At 61.8% G+C, this 21785-nt stretch carries 19 protein-coding genes; 14 read left to right on the forward strand and 5 right to left on the reverse strand.

Features of this window, described 5'->3' with window-relative positions:
* Nucleotide 1: 1 nt before the first annotated feature.
* From SULPSESMR1_RS08765 to SULPSESMR1_RS08790, 6 genes are all read left to right on the forward strand, one after another.
* Nucleotides 2–604 (forward strand): LysE family translocator, encoded by a 603-nt coding sequence (locus SULPSESMR1_RS08765; protein ID WP_089420469.1) that lies wholly within the window; start codon nucleotides 2–4, stop codon nucleotides 602–604.
* A gap of 4 nt (nucleotides 605–608) precedes the next feature.
* The gene (gene gpt, locus SULPSESMR1_RS08770; protein ID WP_089420470.1) at nucleotides 609–1112 is read left to right on the forward strand and encodes a xanthine phosphoribosyltransferase; all 504 of its coding nucleotides are present in this window, start codon (nucleotides 609–611) and stop codon (nucleotides 1110–1112) included.
* Between the two features lie 72 nt (nucleotides 1113–1184).
* On the forward strand, nucleotides 1185–2366 hold the full coding sequence (locus SULPSESMR1_RS08775; protein WP_089420471.1) for an aminotransferase: 1182 nt from the start codon (nucleotides 1185–1187) through the stop codon (nucleotides 2364–2366).
* Between the two features lie 64 nt (nucleotides 2367–2430).
* Nucleotides 2431–4275, forward strand: a complete 1845-nt coding sequence (locus SULPSESMR1_RS08780; RefSeq protein WP_089420472.1) for a peptidylprolyl isomerase — start codon at nucleotides 2431–2433, stop codon at nucleotides 4273–4275.
* A gap of 15 nt (nucleotides 4276–4290) precedes the next feature.
* Nucleotides 4291–5799: an anthranilate synthase component I gene (gene trpE, locus SULPSESMR1_RS08785; protein ID WP_089420473.1), complete on the forward strand. Its 1509-nt coding sequence runs from the start codon at nucleotides 4291–4293 to the stop codon at nucleotides 5797–5799.
* A 59-nt stretch (nucleotides 5800–5858) separates the two neighbouring features.
* Nucleotides 5859–6896 carry a succinylglutamate desuccinylase/aspartoacylase family protein gene (locus tag SULPSESMR1_RS08790; RefSeq protein WP_089420474.1) on the forward strand — a complete coding sequence of 346 codons (1038 nt, stop codon included), beginning with the start codon at nucleotides 5859–5861 and terminating at the stop codon, nucleotides 6894–6896.
* Nucleotides 6897–6899: 3 nt separating this feature from the next.
* On the opposite strand, the gene SULPSESMR1_RS08795 is transcribed toward SULPSESMR1_RS08790, so the two are convergent.
* The gene (locus tag SULPSESMR1_RS08795) at nucleotides 6900–8273 is read right to left on the reverse strand and encodes a divergent polysaccharide deacteylase family protein (protein WP_089420475.1); all 1374 of its coding nucleotides are present in this window, start codon (nucleotides 8271–8273) and stop codon (nucleotides 6900–6902) included.
* Between the two features lie 185 nt (nucleotides 8274–8458).
* On the opposite strand from SULPSESMR1_RS08795, the gene SULPSESMR1_RS08800 reads away from it, so the two are divergent.
* From SULPSESMR1_RS08800 to lexA, 6 genes are all read left to right on the forward strand, one after another.
* Nucleotides 8459–9040 (forward strand): anthranilate synthase component II, encoded by a 582-nt coding sequence (locus SULPSESMR1_RS08800; protein ID WP_089420476.1) that lies wholly within the window; start codon nucleotides 8459–8461, stop codon nucleotides 9038–9040.
* A complete protein-coding gene (gene trpD / locus SULPSESMR1_RS08805) occupies nucleotides 9037–10053 on the forward strand; it encodes an anthranilate phosphoribosyltransferase (RefSeq protein WP_089420477.1) in 1017 nt (338 codons plus the stop codon). Before SULPSESMR1_RS08800 ends, trpD begins: the two co-directional genes overlap by 4 nt.
* Before the next feature lie 42 nt (nucleotides 10054–10095).
* Complete coding sequence (trpC, locus tag SULPSESMR1_RS08810) at nucleotides 10096–10911, forward strand: indole-3-glycerol phosphate synthase TrpC (protein WP_089420478.1); 816 nt, start codon at nucleotides 10096–10098, stop codon at nucleotides 10909–10911.
* Between the two features lie 58 nt (nucleotides 10912–10969).
* Nucleotides 10970–11404 (forward strand): cyclic pyranopterin monophosphate synthase MoaC, encoded by a 435-nt coding sequence (gene moaC / locus SULPSESMR1_RS08815; protein ID WP_240311335.1) that lies wholly within the window; start codon nucleotides 10970–10972, stop codon nucleotides 11402–11404.
* The gene (locus SULPSESMR1_RS08820) at nucleotides 11401–12573 is read left to right on the forward strand and encodes a molybdopterin molybdotransferase MoeA (RefSeq protein WP_089420480.1); all 1173 of its coding nucleotides are present in this window, start codon (nucleotides 11401–11403) and stop codon (nucleotides 12571–12573) included. The genes moaC and SULPSESMR1_RS08820 overlap by 4 nt, the downstream gene beginning before the upstream one ends.
* A 76-nt stretch (nucleotides 12574–12649) precedes the next feature.
* Nucleotides 12650–13351, forward strand: a complete 702-nt coding sequence (gene lexA / locus SULPSESMR1_RS08825) for a transcriptional repressor LexA (RefSeq protein ID WP_089420481.1) — start codon at nucleotides 12650–12652, stop codon at nucleotides 13349–13351.
* A gap of 397 nt (nucleotides 13352–13748) precedes the next feature.
* Here lexA and SULPSESMR1_RS08830 read toward each other — a convergent pair whose 3' ends face one another.
* The gene (locus tag SULPSESMR1_RS08830; protein WP_089420482.1) at nucleotides 13749–15794 is read right to left on the reverse strand and encodes a ComEC/Rec2 family competence protein; all 2046 of its coding nucleotides are present in this window, start codon (nucleotides 15792–15794) and stop codon (nucleotides 13749–13751) included.
* A 77-nt stretch (nucleotides 15795–15871) separates the two neighbouring features.
* Here SULPSESMR1_RS08830 and gltX point away from each other — a divergent pair, with 77 nt between their 5' ends.
* Together gltX and gltA are read left to right on the forward strand one after the other, a co-directional pair.
* The gene (gltX, locus tag SULPSESMR1_RS08835; protein WP_089420483.1) at nucleotides 15872–17272 is read left to right on the forward strand and encodes a glutamate--tRNA ligase; all 1401 of its coding nucleotides are present in this window, start codon (nucleotides 15872–15874) and stop codon (nucleotides 17270–17272) included.
* 109 nt (nucleotides 17273–17381) lie between these two features.
* Nucleotides 17382–18677, forward strand: a complete 1296-nt coding sequence (gltA, locus tag SULPSESMR1_RS08840; RefSeq protein WP_089420484.1) for a citrate synthase — start codon at nucleotides 17382–17384, stop codon at nucleotides 18675–18677.
* Between the two features lie 393 nt (nucleotides 18678–19070).
* Here the strand turns inward: gltA and SULPSESMR1_RS08845 are convergent, their stop codons facing one another.
* The 3 genes from SULPSESMR1_RS08845 to SULPSESMR1_RS08855 all read right to left on the reverse strand — a co-directional run bounded on the left by SULPSESMR1_RS08845 (nucleotide 19071) and on the right by SULPSESMR1_RS08855 (nucleotide 21777).
* A complete protein-coding gene (locus SULPSESMR1_RS08845) occupies nucleotides 19071–20093 on the reverse strand; it encodes an AAA family ATPase (RefSeq protein ID WP_162791885.1) in 1023 nt (340 codons plus the stop codon).
* Nucleotides 20057–20656, reverse strand: a complete 600-nt coding sequence (gene pnuC / locus SULPSESMR1_RS08850) for a nicotinamide riboside transporter PnuC (RefSeq protein WP_198362771.1) — start codon at nucleotides 20654–20656, stop codon at nucleotides 20057–20059. The genes SULPSESMR1_RS08845 and pnuC overlap by 37 nt, the downstream gene beginning before the upstream one ends.
* Before the next feature lie 338 nt (nucleotides 20657–20994).
* Nucleotides 20995–21777, reverse strand: coding sequence for an enoyl-CoA hydratase-related protein (locus tag SULPSESMR1_RS08855; protein ID WP_089420486.1), 783 nt, complete (start codon nucleotides 21775–21777; stop codon nucleotides 20995–20997).
* Nucleotides 21778–21785 lie beyond the last annotated feature (8 nt).

Here is a 21785-nt window from a genome sequence, read left to right on the forward strand (position 1 = left end):
AATGACGATTGAAAGCCTGCTTGCCTTTAACGCAATCCTGATCGCCGCCCTGCTCAGTCCCGGTGCTGCCTTTCTGATATCGGTGCGTATGTCGGTCAGCGCCGGTCGCGCGGCGGGCGTGGCCACAGGGTTGGGGCTTGCGTCAATGGCGGCCCTGTGGACGACGGCGGCGCTGCTGGGGTTGGGCGGACTATTTGCCCTGTTCCCTTGGGCCTATACGGCGCTGAAAACCGGCGGCGCACTTTATCTGATCTGGATTGCGGTGCAAACGTGGCGCCACGCCCGTGACCCGCTGGGCGATGTCACCGTGCCGCGCGGGCGGGCGTTTCTGGCAGGCTTTCTGGTGAATCTCGGCAATCCCAAATCCATGCTCTTTGCAGGTGCAATCATCGTGGTGATCTTTCCCAAGGGGCTGGATGCTGCCAATATCGCACTGATTGTTGCCAACCACTTCGTGCTTGAAACACTGTTCTACACAGCCTGTGCCCTGCTGCTGTCCAGCGGTCCGGCCCGCGCGCGCTATCTTTCGGCCAAACCCGTGCTGGACCGCATCGCGGCGATGGCGCTGGGTGGCTTTGGCTTGAAACTGCTTACAGGAAAATGATCCCATGACCGACCGCTTGCCCCACGAAAAAGGCTTTCACATCAGCTGGGACCAGATCCACCGCGACAGCCGTGCGCTGGCGTGGCGTCTGGCTGAACATGGTCCCGAAAATGCAGGCTGGCGCGCTGTGGTGGCGATCACCCGTGGCGGCATGGCCCCCGCGATGATTGCCGCGCGCGAACTGGACATTCGTACTGTCGACACGATCAGCATCAAATCCTATGACCATCAAGACCAGTCAGAGGCCCGCGTGCTGAAATCCCCCGACCCCGAACTGATGGGCGACGGCACCGGCATCCTGATCATCGACGATCTGGTGGACAGCGGCAAAACGCTGGAGGTGGTGCGCGCCATGTACCCCAAGGCGCATTTTGCCACAGTCTATGCCAAGCCCAAGGGCCGCCCACAGGTCGATACTTTTGTCACCGAGGTCAGCCAAGACACTTGGATTTTCTTCCCGTGGGACATGGCGCTGCAATACGTCGACCCCTACCGCGGCAAGGACTGAACCACCGGTCCTGCGTCTCTGGCTTGAAAGCCCCCCGCCGGAGGCACCTGCCCTCTTATCCGGAGCCAACCGATGAATTTGCCACGCACCGCCACCACATTCGCACCGCCCGTCATGGAGGCCCGCCGCTGGCTGGATGGCGTCACCCATCCCGCCGACCGCCCGCTGATTAACGTCAGTCAGGCGGCGCCGGTCGATCCGCCCCCGCCCGCACTGCGTCAGGCGATGGCCGACGCCGCGCTGACCCGCGATGATGCGCACCTGTACGGCCCCGTATTGGGTATGCCCGCCCTGCGCGATGCGCTGGCATCGCAGATCAGCAGCCACTACGCCGCACAGGTCACGGGCGATCACGTTGCCATCACCTCTGGCTGCAATCAGGCGTTCGCCGCGGCGATTGCCACGCTCTGCGCCGAGGGCGACGAGGTGATCCTGCCGACGCCATGGTATTTCAATCACAAGATGTGGCTGGATATGTCAGGCGTCGCTTCGGTCGCCCTGCGCACCGGCGACGACCTGTTGCCCGACGTCGATGCTGCCCGTGCGCTGATCACACCGCGCACCCGAGCGATTGCGCTGGTGACACCCAATAACCCCGGCGGCGTGGAATATCCCGCCGAACTGGTCCGCGCCTTTTACGATCTGGCGCAGGAGGCGGGCATCGCGTTGCTGGTCGACGAAACCTACCGCGATTTCGACATCCGCACAGGCGCACCGCACGCGCTGTTCCAACAGGACGGCTGGCAGGACACATTCATTCATCTTTATTCTTTTTCAAAGGCCTATCGCCTGACTGGCCACCGTGTCGGCGCGCTGGTCGCAGCACCAGCACGTCTGGCCGAGGTTGAAAAATTTCTGGATACAGTAGCCATCTGCCCCGGCCAGATCGGCCAGTATGCCGCCCTTTGGGGGCTGGAAAACCTGTCGCAATGGGTCGCAGGCGAACGCGATGAAATCCTCGCCCGTCGCGCGGCCATCGCCAGCGGGTTCGACGTGCTGGCAGCGCAGGGCTGGCGGTTGCTGGGGCTGGGGGCCTATTTTGCCTATCTCGAGCATCCTTTTGCGATGTCCTCGGCGGATCTGGCACCGCAACTGGTGCGTGATGCGGGCATTTTGTGCCTGCCCGGCACTATGTTCTGCCCGGCAGAGGACGACACCGGCACACGCCAGTTGCGCATTGCCTTTGCCAATCTTGATATCGCGGGAATCGCTGAATTCTATCGCCGTCTTGCCGCATTGAACCTGCCAAGTTGACGGCCCTTGCCCCTGCTCGGCACGCTCGCTAGACAAGGCAAACTTTTATCCGAGGATCCGCATCATGGCTGTACGCACCAAAAACATGTCGAAAATAGCAGTCTGGATTCTGATGGGGATGCTGATCCTTGGTCTTGGCGGCTTTGGCGCGACCAACCTGTCAGGCACGTTGCGCACTTTGGGCACCGTCGGCGACAAACACATCGACATTGACCAATACGCACGCCAGCTTAGTCAGGAAATTCGCGCGGTCGAGGCGCAGACCGGCCAACAGCTGCCCTTTGCGCAAGCACAGGCGATGGGTCTGGATCAGGCCGTGTTGCAACGTCTGGTCCGCCAGCGCGCGCTGGACAACGAGACCGACAAACTGGGCCTGTCCATTGGCGATGCTGCGCTGCGCGACGAAATCCTGCAAATCCGCTCTTTTCGCGGTGTTGACGGCAAATTCAACCGCGAGGGTTATAAACTGGCGCTTGAACAGTCCGGCATGACCGAGACGGACTTTGAAACTTCCCTGCGCGAAGAGGCCGCCCGCACGCTGCTGCAAGGGGCCATCGCTTCGGGCGTCGTGATGCCCGGCACCTATGCCAAGACACTGGTCAATTACGTCGGTGAAGCGCGCAATTTCACATGGTCGCGTCTGAACGCCGAAGACCTGGAGGTGCCGGTCGCAACCCCCACCGAAGACGAGATGCGCGCCTATCACACAGAGCATCAGGCAGACTATCAACGCCCCGAAACCAAAACCATCACCTATGCGCTGCTGACCCCCGACATGCTGGTGGATCAGGTCGAAGTCGACGCCGCCGATCTGCAAGCGGCCTATGACGCCCGCGCCGAGGAATACCAACAACCCGAGCGCCGTCTGGTCGAACGCCTGCCCTTCCTTGACGACGAGGCCGCAGACCGCGCAGCCGCCTCTTTGGAAATGCAAGGCACCACGTTTGAACAACTGGTTCAGGACCGTGGTCTGGATCTGGCGGATGTGGACATGGGCGATGTCGGACTGGACGAACTGGAAGCTGCGGGCGAAACGATCTTTGCCGCAGACGTGGGCGACGTTGTGGGCCCGCTGCCGTCAGCGCTGGGGCCTGCCCTGTTCCGCATCAATGGCGTTCTGCCCGCGCAGAACACCACCTTCGAGCAAGCCGAGCCCGAGTTGCGCGCCACGCTGGCCGCCGACCGCGCCCGCCGTCAGGTTGAAGCACAATCACGCGACTATGACGATCTGCTGGCCGGTGGTGCAACGCTGGAAGAACTGGCCGCCGAAAGCGACATGACGCTGGACACCGTTGACTGGTTCGACGGCTCCGACGACCAGATGACAGGCTATGCCGAATTCCGCGAGGCCGCCGTTGCCATCACCCAAGACGACTATCCGCAGATTACCGTGCTGAGCGATGGCGGCATCTTTGCCATGCGTCTGGACAAGATCACCCCCGCCCGCGACGCCACCTTTGAAGAGGCCCGCGAGGACGTGGCCGCCGACATGGTCGACGCGCGCACCGAAACCGCCCTGACCGCCAAAGCCGCAGAGCTGCTGCCGCAACTGAAAGACGGCGCGGGTTTTGCTGATCTGGGGCTGGATTCGATCGAAGAGGCCGACCAGACCCGCAACGCTTTCATCCAGAACACCCCGCGCGGTTTCATGGCGCAAGTGTTTGAAATGAATGCGGGCGACGTCAATCTGGTCACTGGCGAAGGCATGGTTGTGATCGTACGTCTGGACAAGGTTCTGCCCGCTGCCGACAATGCCGAAGCTGCCGCGTTGCAAGAACAGCTGGTTGAACAGATGAACCAGTCGCTGGCGCAGAACATTCTGGACATCTACACCGTCGACGCCACCGTGCGTGCCCGTCCGCAGATCGACCAGCGCGCGGTGCAGGCCGTTCATGTGAACTTTCCCTGACCCCATGACTTTAACATGACCTTAACCCCCGCATATAGCGACTTTGCCGCCGGTTTCGACGCCGGTCGTAACCAGATCGTTTACACCCGCCTTGCCGCCGATCTTGATACGCCGGTGTCGCTGATGCTGAAACTGACGGGCGCTGCGGAAAACGCCTTTGTGCTGGAATCGGTGACGGGCGGTGAAGTGCGCGGACGCTACTCCATCATCGGGATGAAACCCGATCTGATCTGGCGCTGCGAGGGCGAAACCTCGGCTGTGAACCGCGCCGCGCGCTATGATGCCGATGCGTTCCAACCGATGGATGGCAATCCGCTCGACGCCTTGCGCGCTCTGATCGCGGAATCCAAGATCGACCTGCCCGATGATCTGCCACAGGCGGCGGCGGGCCTGTTCGGCTATCTGGGCTATGACACTGTGCGGTTGGTCGAACACCTGCCGGATGTGAACCCCGATCCGCTGGGCCTGCCCGACGCGCTGATGTTGCGCCCTTCGGTTATTGCCGTTCTTGACGGGGTCAAGGGCGAGGTAACCGTGGTGTCACCGGCATGGGTGAACGACGGGCAAAGCGCACGCGCCGCCTATGCCCAAGCGGCTGAACGGGTGATGGACGCGGTGCGCGATCTGGAACGCGCCATGCCGCGCGAAACCCGTGATCTGGGCGAGGCGTCGGTCAGCGACGAGCCGGTCAGCAACTTTACCCACGAGGGCTATTTGCAGGCCGTCGAGAAGGCCAAGGATTACATCCGCGCCGGTGACATCTTTCAGGTGGTGCCCAGCCAGCGCTGGTCGCAGGCTTTCCCACAGCCGCCCTTCTCGCTTTACCGGTCGCTGCGCCGCACCAACCCGTCGCCGTTCATGTTCTATTTCAACTTTGGCGGCTTTCAGGTGATCGGCGCCAGCCCCGAGATTCTGGTACGTGTCTTCGGCAACGAGGTCACCATACGCCCCATCGCGGGCACGCGTCCCCGTGGTGCCACGCCCGAAGAAGACCGCGCGCTGGAGGCCGACCTGCTGGCCGACCAGAAAGAACTGGCCGAGCACCTGATGCTGCTGGATCTGGGCCGCAACGATGTGGGCCGCGTCGCCAGGATCGGCACCGTGCGCCCTACGGAAGAATTTATCGTCGAACGCTACAGCCACGTCATGCACATCGTGTCGAACGTCGTGGGCGAACTGGCCCCCGACAAGGACGCGCTGGACGCGTTTTTTGCAGGGATGCCCGCAGGCACGGTTTCCGGCGCGCCCAAGGTCCGCGCCATGCAGATCATCGACGAGCTGGAACCGGAAAAACGCGGCGTCTATGGCGGCGGTGTCGGCTATTTCAGCGCGGGTGGCGATATGGATATGTGCATCGCCCTGCGCACCGCCGTGGTCAAGGACCAGACCCTGTATATTCAGGCAGGCGGCGGCGTGGTCTATGACAGCGATCCGCAATCGGAATATATGGAAACCATGCACAAATCCGGCGCGATCCGCCGTGCGGCAGAAGATGCGGCACGTTTTGGCGGGGGCAACGGATAAAGCTGCAACCGTGCCCGACGCGCGGGATATACTGAACCCCAAAAAGGCCCCCCTGCCTCATGAGCCGTCCCCCTTTCGAGATTGCCGGTAAACGTATCGCAACGGGCACCAGTGGCACCGTGGATCTGCCGGTGTCGATCCTGCCCGATCACACGCCTGTGCATATGTCGGTCAAGGTGCATCACGGCAAGCGGAGCGGTCCCACGATGTTCGTGTCGGCGGCTGTGCACGGCGACGAGGTGATCGGCGTCGAGATCGTGCGCCGCCTGCTGCGCGCGCCGCAACTGTCCAGCCTGCGCGGCACCTTGCTGGTGGTGCCTGTGGTCAACTCTTTCGGCTTTCTCAACCGCTCGCGTTACTTGCCCGACCGACGTGACCTGAACCGCTGCTTTCCCGGCACGCAGTTGGGGTCGCTGGGATCGCGGTTGGCCCATATTTTCCTGAACGAAGTTGTTTTGCGCTGCGATTTTGGCATCGACCTGCATTCGGCGGCGATCCACCGCACCAACCTGCCGCAATGCCGCGTCACCCCCGGTGACAAGGTGACGGCAAAGATGGCGCGTGATTTCGGCGCACCGGTGATTCTGAATTCACCCCTGCGCGACGGATCATTGCGCGGCGAGGCTGCGGCACGTGGTACGCCGGTTCTGCTTTACGAAGCGGGCGAAGGTCTGCGGTTTGACGAATTTGCCGTGCGCGCCGGTGTGGCGGGGATCATGCGCGTGATGCGTGCCCAAGACATGCTGCCCGCCAAAGGCATCGCCAAGGGCAAATCCGCCTCGTTGCTGTGCAAGGGATCGCACTGGCTGCGCGCGCCTGCGGGTGGTTTGCTGCGCACCTTCCGTGACACTGGTGAAGTGGTGGAAAAAGGCGACGTTCTGGCCGCCATTTCAGACCCGTTCGGCCACGTCGAGGTCGAGCTGACGGCCCCTGAACCGGGCATTCTGATCGGGCGGGCGATTCTGCCCGTGGTGAACGAAGGCGATGCGATCTTTCACTTGGCCGAATTGGGCCCGCGTGCGGATGAAGACACCGTCGAAGATATGACCGCCCAACTCGGGTCCGACCCGATCTTTGACGAAGACGAGATTATCTGACGTCTATTGCGCGACCTGCGACTTGAGCAGCGCTGACACCGGCGACAGCGCCACGCGTTCGGCGCGGTCTTGCAGCCCCCACAGCAGCAACGCCGAGATCGTATCGGGGCGCACGCGGCCCAGCATGATCACGCCCCCCTCCTGATCGGCCCGGAACGCCGCCTGATCCAGAAAGCGGCGGATGACTGTTGGCGTCTGGTTTGCACTGTCAAAGTCGCGGAACACGGTTGCCGCAGGCACACCGTCGCGCACCGCCAACTTTTGGGCGGTGTTCAGGCCCTTGGATTGCATCACGATACCGTGGCCGCTGCTGTCCAGAATGCTGACCACCTGATCGGACAGGGCACGGTCGGCCTGAAATCCTGTTCCGGTGCCTTCCAGCACGCCAATGGCCTCTGGCACCGCGTCCAGCGCGGCAGAAATGCTGACCTCGGCGTCGCTGGGGGTGGCCCCTGCGGGCAGGTCGACCATCGCCAGCACTTCCAGCCCCTGGGCGCGATAGGCAGCGGCGCGTTCGGCGGCATCAGGCAGATTGACGTCGATGGCAAAGCTCAGCGGATAGGGAAAACTGCGCAGGGCGGCAAGACCGACAGTGCCACCGGACAGATCAGCGCCATTGTCGATCAACACGATCGACATCATCGGTTTGAAACTGTCCACTTCCACCACTGCGGCATAGGCATCAATGGGTTTTTGCTGTGGCACGGTTGCATCTGGCGCAGGTTCCGCCTCGGGCGGGTCGTCGCGATCAACCAAAGAGCCCATGCGCTGCTCCAGCAGGGGTGTGGCACCTGTATCTTCTTCGGCAACAGGGGCGTCGGTGGAGGGCGTGTCGGCCTCGGGCGCAACGGTCTCCGGCACGACGATGGCGGTTTCTGCCTGCGCCTCGGATGTTGCGGTCTCGAATCCGCTGTCGGCGGCCACTTCGGGCGCGAGCGGCTGTGCCGGTTCGGTCGAAATGCTCAACTTGTCCGCATCGGGCTGCGCGGGCAAGGCCGCTTGCGGACTGGGCAGGACGGGTGCATCGCTTTGCACTTCGACGCCGCTTTCGGCCTCGGGCGGCGTGGGGGCTTCAATGCCGCTGGTGCCGCCCGTTTCGGGGCGCATGGGCATATCGGTGCCTGCATCATCCAGCACCGCCACATCGTCTGCTTCGGGTTTTGCCACCTGCGGCGCACCTGTGACTGTGGCCAGATCGGCGTCGCCTGCGGTTTGCGGGCTATCGCCGCTGGAGGCTTCGGGCGCTGTGCCAGACGCAGGGGCATCCACAGCCATATCCGGCGCGGGTGCCTTGTCGGCCATGATTGATGCCAGCCCTGCGGCACTGACACCGATCACGGCGCCTACCACTGCTCCGCTCAAAAACCCTCGCGCCATATTTGTTCGTCCCTGCCTGTTGCGTGCTCACCCTAACGGGTTTTTTGTGCCCTTGTCATCGCCCACTGTACCCTGTCTTCGGCCCCCGCCCCCTTGACGCTGGCGGGCAAGCCTGAACAAGTATGCCTCGCTTATACAGTGCAGGTGGCCCTGGCCTCCAGCCCCCTAAATGCAAAGTTTGACCCATGCTGCTGCTGATCGACAATTACGACAGTTTTACCTACAATCTGGTACACTATCTGGGCGAATTGGGCGCCGAGGTGGCGGTCCACCGCAACGATGCGCTGAACGTGCAAGAGGCGATGGCGATGAACCCCGCAGGTATTCTGTTGTCGCCCGGCCCTTGCGATCCGGATCAGGCTGGCATCTGCCTTGCACTGACACAGGCCGCCGCCGAAACCCGCACGCCGCTGATGGGGGTCTGTCTGGGCCACCAGACCATCGGTCAGGCCTTTGGCGGCAAGGTGGTGCGCGCACCCGACATCGTGCACGGCAAAATGGGCACGATGCAGCACAGCGGCACCGGCCTGTTTGCGGGCCTGCCCACGCCTTTCGACGCGACGCGCTATCATTCGCTGATCGTCGACCGCGCCACCCTGCCCGATTGCCTTGAAATCACCGCCGCACTGGACAACGGAATCATCATGGGCCTGCAACACCGCGATCTGCCGATCCACGGTGTGCAGTTCCACCCCGAAAGCATCCGGTCGGAACACGGGCACGCGCTGCTGAAGAATTTCCTGGATCTGCTAAAGGTGCCCGCATGAGTGACGCCCTGAAACCCCTGATCGACGCTGCTGCCAATGGCCCGCTGACCCGCGCGCAGGCCGAAGCGGCCTTTGCCATTCTGTTCGACGGCGAAGCGACACCGGCGCAGATCGGCGGGCTGCTGATGGCTTTGCGCACGCGCGGCGAAACCGTGGACGAATATGCCGCCGCTGCCGCCGTGATGCGCGCCAAATGCAATCCGGTGCAGGCCCCCGAGGGCGCGATGGACATTGTCGGCACCGGCGGCGACGGCAAGGGCACGCTGAACATTTCAACCGCGACGGCCTTTGTGGTGGCGGGTGCGGGCGTGGTGGTGGCCAAACACGGCAACCGCAACCTCAGCTCGAAATCCGGCGCTGCGGACGCATTGACCCAGATGGGCCTGAAGGTGATGGTCGGCGCCAAGACCGTCGAGCGCGCCCTGCGCGAGGCCGGTATCGGGTTTATGATGGCCCCCATGCACCACCCCGCGATTGCCCATGTGATGCCCGCCCGCACCGAACTGGGCACGCGCACGATCTTTAACATCCTTGGCCCCCTGACCAACCCCGCAGGCGTCAAACGCCAGCTGACAGGTACCTATCGCCGCGATCTGATCCGCCCGATGGCCGAAACGCTGTGCCAGTTGGGCAGCGAAAAGGCATGGCTGGTCCACGGCTCGGATGGCACCGACGAATTGACGATTACCGGCGTGTCGTGGGTCTCTGCGCTGGACAACGGTGCGATCACCGATATCGAAATTCACCCCGAGGATGCGGGCCTGCCGGTGCATCCGTTCAAGGATATCGTGGGCGGCACGCCCGAGGAAAACGCGGTGGCGTTCAATGCGCTGCTGGATGGTGCGCCATCGGCCTACCGCGACGCGGTGTTGCTGAATTCTGCCGCAGCCCTAGTTGTTGCAGATGCCGCACCAGACCTGAAATCAGGTGCTGAAATGGCCCGTGCCTCCATCGACAGCGGTGCGGCCCGCGCCAAAATCGCGGCTGTCGCCAAAATCACGCAGGAGGGCTGACCGCCCGACGCTGCCCTGCCGACCGACACAGAAAGTCAACCGATGACCGAGACAATCCTAGACCGCATCAAAGCCTATAAGCTGGAAGAAGTCGCAACCGACAAACGGGCCAAAAACCTTGCCGATGTCGAGGCCGAGGCCCGCAACGCACCGCCCGTGCGCCACTTTGCCCAATCCCTGCAAACCGCATCGCGCGAAGGCTATGGGCTGATTGCCGAGATCAAAAAGGCCAGCCCGTCCAAGGGTATGATCCGCCCCGACTTTGATCCGGCGGCCCACGCGCAGGCCTATGAACAGGGCGGTGCGGCCTGCCTGTCGGTGCTGACCGACACGCCCAGCTTTCAGGGTGCCAAACAGTTTCTGGTCGATGCCCGCGCCGCCTGCACCCTGCCGGTGCTGCGCAAGGATTTCATGTACGATCCCTATCAGGTGGTCGAGGCGCGCGCCTTGGGTGCCGATTGCATCCTGATCATCATGGCCTCGGTCGGAGATAGTCAGGCGATCGAACTGGAAGAAACCGCTGTGGAATGGGGTATGGACGTGCTGATCGAAGTCCACGACGAGGCCGAACTGACCCGCGCCAGTGTCCTCAAAAGCCCGCTGGTCGGCATCAACAACCGCAACCTCAAGACGTTTGAGACATCATTGGACACCACCCGCACGCTGTCGAAACTGGTGCCCGAGGACCGCACGATTGTCTGTGAAAGCGGTCTGAACACGCCCAAGGAACTGGCCGAAATGGCGATGTACGGCGTGCGCAGTTTCCTGATCGGTGAAAGCCTGATGCGTCACGACGATGTGGCCGCGGCAACCCGCGCCCTGCTGGCCAACCCGCTGCAACCCGGTGGGGGCATATAACGTGGTGGACACCCCCGCAGGAAAGCTGTCGCATTTCGACGCCGAAGGTCAGGCGCATATGGTCGATGTCACCGACAAGGCCGTGACCGATCGCGTCGCCGTGGCCGCCTGCCACATCAAGATGGCGCGCGAAACCTTTGATATCATTACCGAAGGGCGCGCAAAAAAGGGGGACGTTCTGGGCGTGGCACGGCTGGCGGGCATCATGGGGGCCAAACGCACATCCGATCTGATCCCGCTGTGCCACCCGTTGCCGATCACCAAGGTCGCGCTGGAGCTGACCCCCGACGCCGACCTGCCCGGCGTCCGCATTACGGCCACCGTCAAAACCACCGGCCAGACCGGCGTGGAAATGGAGGCGCTGACCGCAGCCTCGACTGCGGCGCTGACCGTCTATGACATGGCCAAGGCTGTGGACAAGGCGATGGAAATCGGCGGGCTGCATGTGGTTCTGAAAGATGGTGGAAAATCAGGACGGTACGAGGCGTCATGATACCGGTTTCGCAAGCTCTTGACCATCTGTTTGCCCTAGTCCGCCCATTGCCGGTTGAAACCGTCCCGCTGCGCCGCGCGCATGGTCGGGTTCTGGCCGAAACGGTGACAGCACGGCGCAACCAGCCGCCCTTTGCCGCTTCAGCGATGGACGGCTATGCGGTCAAATCCACCGAAGTCGAAACCGACGCGCTGTTCAAGGTCATCGGCGAATCTGCCGCCGGTCACGGGTTTGACGGCACCGTGGGTGCAGGTCAGGCCGTGCGCATCTTTACCGGCGCTCCCGTGCCGCAAGGCGCTGATTTCGTTGTAATCCAAGAGGACGTGACGCGGCGTGGCACCCTGATCACCCTGAACCACAACCTTGGCACCGCGAACAACATCCGTCCGGCGGGCACCGATTTCACCCATGGCACGCCAATGCCCGCCCCGCGCCGTTTGTCGGCGGGTGATGTGGCGCTGCTGGCTGCTATGAACGTGGCGCAGGTACCCGTCAGCCGCGCACCTGTGGTTGCCCTGATCTCGACCGGTGACGAATTGGTGATGCCCGGAGAGATACCCGACGACGACCAGATTATCGTGTCGAACACTTTTGGCCTTGCTGCCCTGTTGGAAGATCTGGGTGCCGTGCCGCGCATCCTGCCCATCGCCCGCGACACCAAACCGGCGCTGACCCAAGTGCTGGAACTGTCAGCGGGGGCCGATCTGGTGGTGACCATCGGCGGCGCTTCGGTTGGGGATCATGATCTTGTGGGCGAAGTGGCCGCACAGATGGGCATGCAGCAATCGTTTTACAAAGTGGCAATGCGCCCGGGCAAGCCGCTGATGGCGGGGTCGCTGAATGGCACGCCGATGATCGGACTGCCGGGCAACCCCGTGTCCGCAATGGTCTGCGGCACCGTGTTTCTGGCCCCTGTGATCCGTGCGATGCAGGGTTTGCAAGCCGCCCCCGCCCCGCGCCGCCAGATGCCGCTGAGCACACCGCTGGAGGCCAACGGCCCCCGCGAACATTACATGCGTGCCGTGACCGATGCGGCCGGTGTATCCGATGCCGGGCGGCAGGACAGTTCGTTGCTTAGCGTGCTGGCCAACGCCAATGCGCTGATCGTGCGTCCCCCCGATGATCCGGCCCGCGCCGTGGGCGATCTTGTGGATGTAATCGACATCTAAAGCAGCGCAGCGGTTGACACAAAACGGGAACATGAATAGAACAAAGCCAAATCAACTCTGTTGAGGGGCCTTACACATGCTGACCAAAAAGCAACTGGATCTGTTGGGATTCATTCACAAAAGGGTTCAGCGCGACGGTGTGCCACCCAGTTTTGACGAGATGAAAGAGGCACTGGATCTGCGATCAAAATCCGGCATCCACCGGCTGATCACAGCGCTGGAAGAACGCGGATTTATTCGCCGTCTGGCACACCGTGCCCGCGCCATCGAGATTGTTAAGCTGCCCGAAAGCATGGGGGGTGCGCCGACTTCCGGCTTTGCGCCGCGTGTAATTGACGGCGACCGGCCCGATGGCCCTGCACCTGCCTCTGCCCTGCCGGTCGAGGCGCTTTATGCCACCGAACTACCCGTCATGGGCCGCATCGCCGCCGGTGTGCCCATCGAGGCGATCCAGCAGGCATCGCATTCTGTGGCCGTTCCCGGCCAGATGCTGACCGGCAAGGGTGAACACTATGCGCTTGAAGTCAAAGGCGATTCTATGATCGAGGCAGGGATCAACGACGGCGACGTCGTGGTGATCCGCGAAACTTCGGTCGCGGAAAACGGCGATATTGTCGTGGCATTGATCGAAGATCAGGAAGCGACGCTGAAACGCTATATGAAGCGCGGCAACACCATAGCGCTTGAGGCGGCGAACCCTGCTTATGAAACCCGCGTGTTCGCCGACGACCGCGTGAAAATTCAGGGCAAGCTGGTCGGGCTGATCCGCACATATTGATCTGATCAGTACATAATCAGCGGCGTTTGGTACATATTCTTTGCCGTCTTTCGGGCCTCCCATGCATGCCCAAAGCCGTTTTTGTACATATCGGGCGGCGTATGGTACATATTATTGAGGCGGTAATATGAGGCGGTCCTGACGGGTTTATCACGGATAAAATCGCCCCGTTTTTTTGTGCGTTAGCCGGTGTTCAGCACCTGACAAAAGTTTCCGCGCGGCCTGCTTTCAGCACGACATCCCAAAGACGTGCTTGCAGCACGACATACCAAAGGCGTGCTTGCAGCACGACCGGCGGGCGCTGATCTCAGTTTCGCTCACCTATCCTGCGCAGCGCCTGATACGCGTCTTCTGTGGAAATTCAGTGCGTCGGGAGCCGCCGGTGTTTCATGTCACTTCAACGCGCCCAGCCGGACCACATCCTGTCGCCCGCAACCTGTCGCGCGGTGCGTATCTGGACACCATCCTTGTCCTGCACCAACGCAATCGCGCCCGTCTGGCGCAGGCGTTTGGGGTCGTAGATATCGCAATCGCCCATCGGCACTTCGGGTGTGACGCTGACCACCACCATCTGCTCCGGCGTGCACGGTCCGAAATCCGCCAACGCCCGTTTGCCGATCAGGTGCACCAGTTCGGCGGTGCCGACGGTGGCCAGTTTGGTGCGCGATGCGACATCGCCCTGCCAACGGGCCGCCGCGCCCTGCTGGTCCACCCCGTCACCATCATTCTCCAGCCAGTTCTGCGCCACGAATCCCGCGCCTTTTTCCTTGCTCAGCGCGCGGCCCTGCGCGGTCATCACGCCGACGATCCCTGCGTCTTCGGCAATCAACGCTGCAGGCCGGTCCGCACCGATCCACAGGATGAACCCGAACACCATCGCGGCCAGACCGCTCCAACGCCCATGCCCTTGCCACAGGATCACCATCAGTCCGCCCAAGGCGATCATCGGCAACGCCCACGGGTCTGGCCCGTGCACGTAGCCGCGTGCGCCGTCCAGTCCGGCGACCCATTCCGCCACCGCCAAAATCCAGCGCAGCCCCAGCCCCATCAGCCAGAGCCCGATCCAGTCCAGCCCGAGTGGCGCCAGCAGCCCCGCCAGCACCGCCGCAGGCACCACCAACAGCCCCATCAACGGCACCGATGCCAGATTGGCCAGCAGCCCGTAGTGCGATACCGTGTTGAAATGTGCAGCGCCGATGGGCGCCGTCGCCAGCCCCGCCACAGCCGAGGAAACCATAACGGCCACAAAGGGTTGCACCCAACGCGGCCCCGCGTTCAGCACGCTGTCGCGCATCCAGCCAAAGACCGCAACCAGCGCCACAGTGGCAGCAAAGGACATCTGGAAACCGGGGCCAAGCAAGGCCTCGGGGCGCAGAACCAGCACGATCATCGCGGCAATGGCAACCGCCCGCAAACTGATCGCGCGGCGGTTCAGCATGACAGCACACAGGGCAACCGCAGCCATGACATAGGCGCGTTCGGTGGCCACATTGCCCCCCGACAACGCCAGATAACCGGTGGCCGCCACCAGCGCACCTGCGGAGGCAATCTTGCGCACGGGCAGATAAAGGGCCGCACGCGGAATGGCCGCCAGCACCAGCCGCAGCAACCCCAGCACAAAACCACTGAGCAGGCCCATATGCAGCCCCGAAATTGCCAACAGATGCGCCGTATTGCTGGCGCGCAAATTCTCGAGCGCGCGCAGGCTGATGCCGCTGCGGTCGCCTGTGGTGACGGCGGCGGCAAAACCGCCCACATCTGCGGGCAAGGCGGCACGGACATAGGCCGACATCGCCATCCGCAGCCGGAACGTGGCCAGTGACCAGCCATTCTCGGCCGGTTCAAGCCCGACCAGCGGCACGCGGGTATAGCCCACAGCGCCCAGTTGCGCGAACCACGCGTTGCGCTGGAAATCAAAGCCGCCCGGTTCAACCGGTCCACCGGGGGGTGACAGATGCGCGGTGGTCATGACCCGCATGCCCGGTTGCGGACCAATCCCCTGACCGTCGCCATGCAGAGACACGCGGACGCGCAAGGGGGTGCGGGCGGGCGACACCCGTTCCAGCACCACACGGTCCAGCGTGATACGCACCGCGTCCGATCCGCTGCGGTCCAATGCGACCACCCGCCCCTCGACCGCGCCGTAATAGCGCCAGCCCAGCACCGGCCCTGCCACGCTGTGCGCGCGCCCAGCCGCCAGCAACGCGCCTGCCAGCACCAACACCAGCGCAAAGGGCACAGGGCGAAACGCCTCGCCCATGTGGCGTGCCAAAACGGCCAGCGCCGCGGCAACGGCACCTGCCCCCGCCAGCATTATCCCGTCCGGTTCGAACCGCAGCGCAAAGAAGCCGCCAACGCCCGTCGCCAGACAGACCGGCACCCAGTGGAACAAATGCCCGCGCTGGATCAGCATCGCGTGCTCTAACGCCGGTAACATGCGCATGCTTGCCCCTTATGGGTCCACTGGGTAGACAGGCGCCAACCCTAGCCATCTTCTGGTTACTGAAAGGTAAACGCTTCATGTCCGACCAAGTTGTCACCCGTTTCGCGCCCTCGCCCACGGGCTATCTGCACATCGGTGGCGCACGCACGGCGCTGTTCAACTGGCTTTATGCCCGTGGGCGTGGCGGCAAGTTCCTGCTGCGCATCGAAGACACCGACCGCGCCCGCTCTACTCCCGCCGCGACCGCCGCGATCCTGCAAGGGATGGCGTGGCTGGGTCTGGACCATGACGGCGAGGTGATCAGCCAGTTTGAACGCGCTCCGCGCCACGCCGAGGTGGCACTGGACCTGTTGGCGCAGGGCAAAGCATACAAATGTTTCTCGACGCAGGATGAAATCGCCGCCTTTCGCGAGGCAGCCAAGGCCGAAGGCAAATCGACCCTGTTTCATTCGCCATGGCGCGATGCGGATGCCGGCACGCACCCCGACGCGCCCTTTGTCATTCGAATCAAGGCCCCGCTGGACGGTAAAACCGTGATCCGCGACGAGGTGCAGGGCGATGTGACCATCGGCAATGACCAGCTCGACGATATGGTGCTGCTGCGCTCGGACGGCACGCCCGTTTATATGCTGGCGGTGGTGGTCGACGATCACGATATGGGCGTGACCCACGTGATCCGGGGCGACGACCACCTGAACAACGCCGCACGCCAGATGATGATCTATGACGCGATGGGCTGGCCGGTGCCGGTCTGGGCGCATATCCCGCTGATTCACGGGGCCGACGGCAAAAAGCTGTCGAAACGGCACGGCGCGCTGGGGGCGCAGGAATATCAGGTGATGGGCTATCCGGCGGCGGGGATGCGCAACTATCTGTCGCGTCTGGGCTGGAGCCACGGCGACGACGAGTTTTTCACCGACGCGCAGGCGCTGGAATGGTTCGATCTGTCCGGTATCGGCAAGAGCCCTGCGCGGTTTGACACCAAGAAGCTGGAAAACCTGAGCGGGCAGCATATAGCCGCAAGCGATGACGCTGCGTTGCAGCGCGAATTGATCGCATTTCTGGAAGCCGCAGGGCTGCCTGCCCTGACGGATGTGCAAAATGCGACATTGGTCAAAGCCATGCCTTTCCTCAAGGAACGGGCGAAAACCTTTCCCGAACTGCTTGAAAAAGCACAGTTTGCATTAACCTCGCGTCCTGTCCAAGTGGATGAAAAGGCTGCCAAAGCTTTGGATACGGAAAACCGCGCCTTGCTCGCGCAATTGACGCCGCATCTGCAAAATGATAGCTGGGACCGTGACAGCTTGGAGGCGAAACTAAACGACTTTGCCGAACAGAACGACACTAAGTTCGGCAAACTTGCGGGGCCGCTTCGGGCGGCACTTGCAGGTCGTGCAGTGACCCCTTCTGTATTTGACATGATGCTGGTTCTGGGTCCCGATGAAACCCTGGCCCGCATCACCGATGTCGCTATCTGAGACTGGTTAACCCGTTCTAAAGGATAAGCGACGTAGCAATTGGCCCAAGCTTCGGTTTGGGCGCCGCCGGTGGCTTTGACCGCACGGGCGAAACTCAGGAAGGGACCGCATGGCCGACTCGACTAAGACTGCAAAACTCACGATTGACGGCAACGACTACGAACTGCCGCTCTATTCGCCCACCGCAGGACCTGACGTTCTCGACATCCGCAAGCTTTACGCACAAGCGGGCGTGTTCACCTACGATCCGGGCTATACGTCGACTGCAAGCTGCGACAGCACCATCACCTTTATCGACGGTGACAAGGGCGTGTTGCTGCATCGCGGTTATCCCATCGACCAGTTGGCGGGCAAATCGCACTATCTCGAAGTGTGCTATCTGTTGCTGTACGGCGAACTGCCGTCCCCGACAGAGCTGGAAGATTTCGAAAACCGTGTGACAAACCACACCATGCTGCACGAGCAGATGATGAATTTCTTCCGTGGCTTCCGCCGCGATGCGCACCCGATGGCCGTTATGGTCGGCGTGGTCGGCGCGATGTCTGCGTTCTATCATGACAGCACCGACATCACCGACGAATGGCAGCGCGAGGTCGCCTCGATCCGTCTGATCGCCAAGATGCCGACGATTGCCGCGATGGCCTATAAATACACCATCGGTCAGCCGTTCGAATATCCGCGCAACGATCTGGACTATGCGTCCAACTTCCTGCGCATGTGCTTTGCCGTGCCTGCCGAAGACTATGTGGTGAACCCGATTCTGTCCCGCGCGATGGACCGTATCTTTACCCTGCACGCAGACCACGAACAAAACGCATCGACTTCGACCGTGCGTCTGGCGTCGTCTTCGGGTGCCAATCCGTTCGCCTGTATCGCTGCCGGCATCGCCTGCCTGTGGGGCCCCGCACACGGTGGCGCCAATCAGGCCTGTCTGGAAATGCTGAAAGAGATCGGCACACCGGACCGCATCCCCGAATTCATCGCCCGCGCCAAGGACAAGAACGATCCGTTCCGTCTGATGGGCTTTGGTCACCGCGTTTACAAAAACCATGACCCGCGCGCGACCGTGATGAAAGAAAGCGCCGACGAAGTGCTGGAGCTGCTGGGCGTCGAGAACAACCCGACCCTGCAAGTGGCAAAAGAGCTGGAGAAGCAGGCGCTTGAAGATCCGTATTTCGCGGAAAAGAAACTGTTCCCCAACGTCGATTTCTACTCGGGTATCATCCTCGAGGCGATGGGTTTCCCCACGTCGATGTTCACACCGATCTTTGCGCTTTCGCGCACCGTCGGCTGGGTGTCGCAGTGGAAGGAAATGATCGGCGATCCGCAAAACAAGATCGGCCGTCCGCGCCAGTTGTATCTGGGCGAAACCACCCGCGACTATGTGGATATCGAAAACCGCTGAAGCGGTTTGACGTGATCCTGCATCATCCGACGTCGGCTGAAATCATGGGTTTCAAGGCGTCGGGTGGTGTTGCCAAGGTCGCACGGAGCGGTTTTCAGGCGAAGAGGTCCACAGGACATGGCACTTCCGAGGGAAACTTCGGGAGCGTTTTCATGAGGTGTATGCGGGACGGTGGCTGTGGTTGGTTTGCGGGACGCAAGCTGCCGTTACATCGGGGGCGTAAATGGCTACGGTCAGTCTGAAGCGGGCCAACAACTCTTGGCTCGAACCTGCGATAGCTGACCTTCGCCGCGCAGGCAGCGAACTGGCAAACTGCGGACGAAGTGCGCTTTCGCTGCGGCTGCGCCAATGGCTGCTTACGGCAGGCTTCCCAAAACGGTCCTTTTGGGGAGGCTAGCTAAGCGTATCCAGAAAGACATTGGCCGCTGCCGTTCGCTCGGCCCAATCCTCACCCTCGATGCATTTCCAATCTGCCCCCAACTCATCCAACCAAGAGCGCAGCCTGCTGGTGAACCACGCTCGGCGCGCCGGGTCAGCGAAATGTCGTGTTCCGTCATCTTCCCAAGGCGTTGCGTGGTCGAGCAGAAGGTAAGTCTTCCCTTCAACCGCAGAACGTGCCCAGTCTACGAGCGGCTTATGCACTTTGCCTAATAACGCTTCGGCCCAAACCAACGTTTGCAAGGAATCCGTATCCTCGACAATAATCGGTCCACCTCGCGCCGCCATCGTATCGGCCAACGCTTTGTGGCCCGCCATGATCGCCTCGAAGTCTGCCGCGACCCAATCTTGCCCATGCCGGAAGACGGCGTCGTAATCACGCCCATATTCAGGGATCGGCACACTTTTAAGCCGTGCGGCCAAGGCTTCGGACAATACCGTCTTGCCGGTGCTTTCCGCTCCCACCAGAACAAGGCGGCGTTGGTAGTGGCTCCTCACTGGAACTGGCACATGGCTCCAATTGCTCGTCAGATCTTCTCGGATTGCCGTGGCCGACACCGGCACAACCTGTCGCTCCGAGTCCACTGGAAAGGGCCGCGCATCGACTTCCTGCGCGAGGCGGTGGACGTAGCCTTCCGAGCCGAAGACCCAATCAATCGGCTCGGGGTGAAACTCCGTAATTGCTGCGCGCCAGATAGGCCAAAAATTATGGTGATCCTCTGGTGCCTGTGGAATGTCGCGATGCATGTGCAGCACGCGATAGCCGGGCCGCGACAGGCATTCCCTCATCCACTTGGCCCTTAGGTATCCGTCGATCGGCTCTGCGTCATGGCTACACACTAGCACCGTCATCACATCACACCGCGCCTTCCCGACCTCGGCACAATAGAGATGGCCCGCATGGGGCGGCATAAACTTCCCCAGTAGAAAGCCGTGTGTTTTCATGTCGTCAGAGGCTGCATCGCGGCCCGACGCCACTGGAACAATCCTGTGATAGCAAGGCATAGGAACACGACGTAAAGTGCTGCCGTCGGCTCCAGTCCGCGCGTGTAGAAAAGGGCAATCGCCAGCACATCCACGGCAATCCACAAATACCAGCTTTGCAAGTATCTTCGCGACAATAGGAATTGTGCAGTTATGCTTAGCGCCGCCACTGCCGCATCCCAGAACGGCGCGGCTGCATCGGTATAGGCTGCCATCAGACTTGCAACGATCAACCACACAATGGCGGTTGCCCCAAGATACAACGCGAATATGCCAGCTCCCAAAGGTGCCACAATGATCCGACCGTCGCGCGCACGTCCGTTTAGCCAGACATAGAGACCGTAGAACTGAATAAAGAAAAAATAGACCTGTAACAGCGCGTCACTATAGAGCCGATACTCCCAGAAGATGAAAAAATACAGCGTCACCACAGCAAAGCCGAACGGATAATTCCATATCGAACGTCGGATGATCAGACTTACGTTCAGTATTCCACATACAACCGCGATCCACTCGATAGGGCGGCTGCCAACCATGCCCCAGAAAAACTCCAACATATCTCTCATCCTGCTCGTTTACTTGCCGAATTTAAACAGCAATTCATCAGTGGGGAGCAACCAACATAATTAGGCTCTTCGCGCCCCTATTCCGAAGCGAGTGACTTCCGACAAACCCTCGTTTTTGGATCGGTCGCAAACTACTAAAATGAGGCTAGCAAAAACCCGTTCCAAACTAGAGGCATTGTTGAAGGTCATTGTCTGTCTCCTGACTGCCGACATTCGCCGCGAAGCAGAATTTTTGCAAGATGGGCTCACAGCCGACCTTCGCCGCACTCAACACGAATGGCCGCTGTCGGGAAATGGCACAGACTTTGCACGATCCATGTCGACGGGCTTTAACGCCCCTCGAAATTCGCTTTGCGTTTCTCGGTGAAGGCCACCACGCCTTCGACAAAATCGCGGCTTTCGGCACATTGGCCTTGTTCGGACGCTTCCAGCTCAAGCTGTTCTTCCAGATCGTTGGCCCAACTGGCCCGCAGCACCCGCTTGATCGCGCCATAGGTCTTGGTGGGGCCGTTGGCCAGATGGGCGGCGCGGGCCTTCCAATGGCTGTCAAAGTCGGCATCCGGCACCGCTTGCCAGATCATGCCCCAGTCGTCGGCCTGTTTGGCGCTGATACGATCGGCAAACAGCGCCGCCCCCATCGCCTTGGACATGCCCATCGTGCGTGGCAGCGTATAGGTGCCGCCCGCATCAGGGATCAGCGCAATACGGGCAAAGGCCTGTAGGAAATAGGCCCGCTCGGCGGCAATCACCACGTCCGCGGCCAAGGCAAGGTTGGCGCCTGCACCCGCAGCCACACCATTCACAGCGCAAATTGTGGGCACCGGACAATTCACGATGGCCCTCAGCATCGGCGCATATTCGTCGCGCAGGGTGCGTTCTGTGTTCTCGGCCCCCAGACCGCCGGTGCCATCGCCCAGATCCTGACCCGAGCAGAACGCCCGGTCACCGGACCCCGTCAGCACCACGACCCGTGCCTCTTCTCCGCCACGGCCCACGGCCTGCGCAATCTCGGCGCGCATCTGGCTGTTCAGCGCGTTCATCTTTTCGGGGCGGTTCAACGTCACTGTGGCGACACCGTCGGCCAGATCGTAGGTCAGCGTTTCGTAATGCATCGGGGTTC

Origin of the sequence: Pseudosulfitobacter pseudonitzschiae (genome assembly GCF_002222635.1) — a bacterium.
GTDB lineage: Bacteria > Pseudomonadota > Alphaproteobacteria > Rhodobacterales > Rhodobacteraceae > Pseudosulfitobacter > Pseudosulfitobacter pseudonitzschiae_A.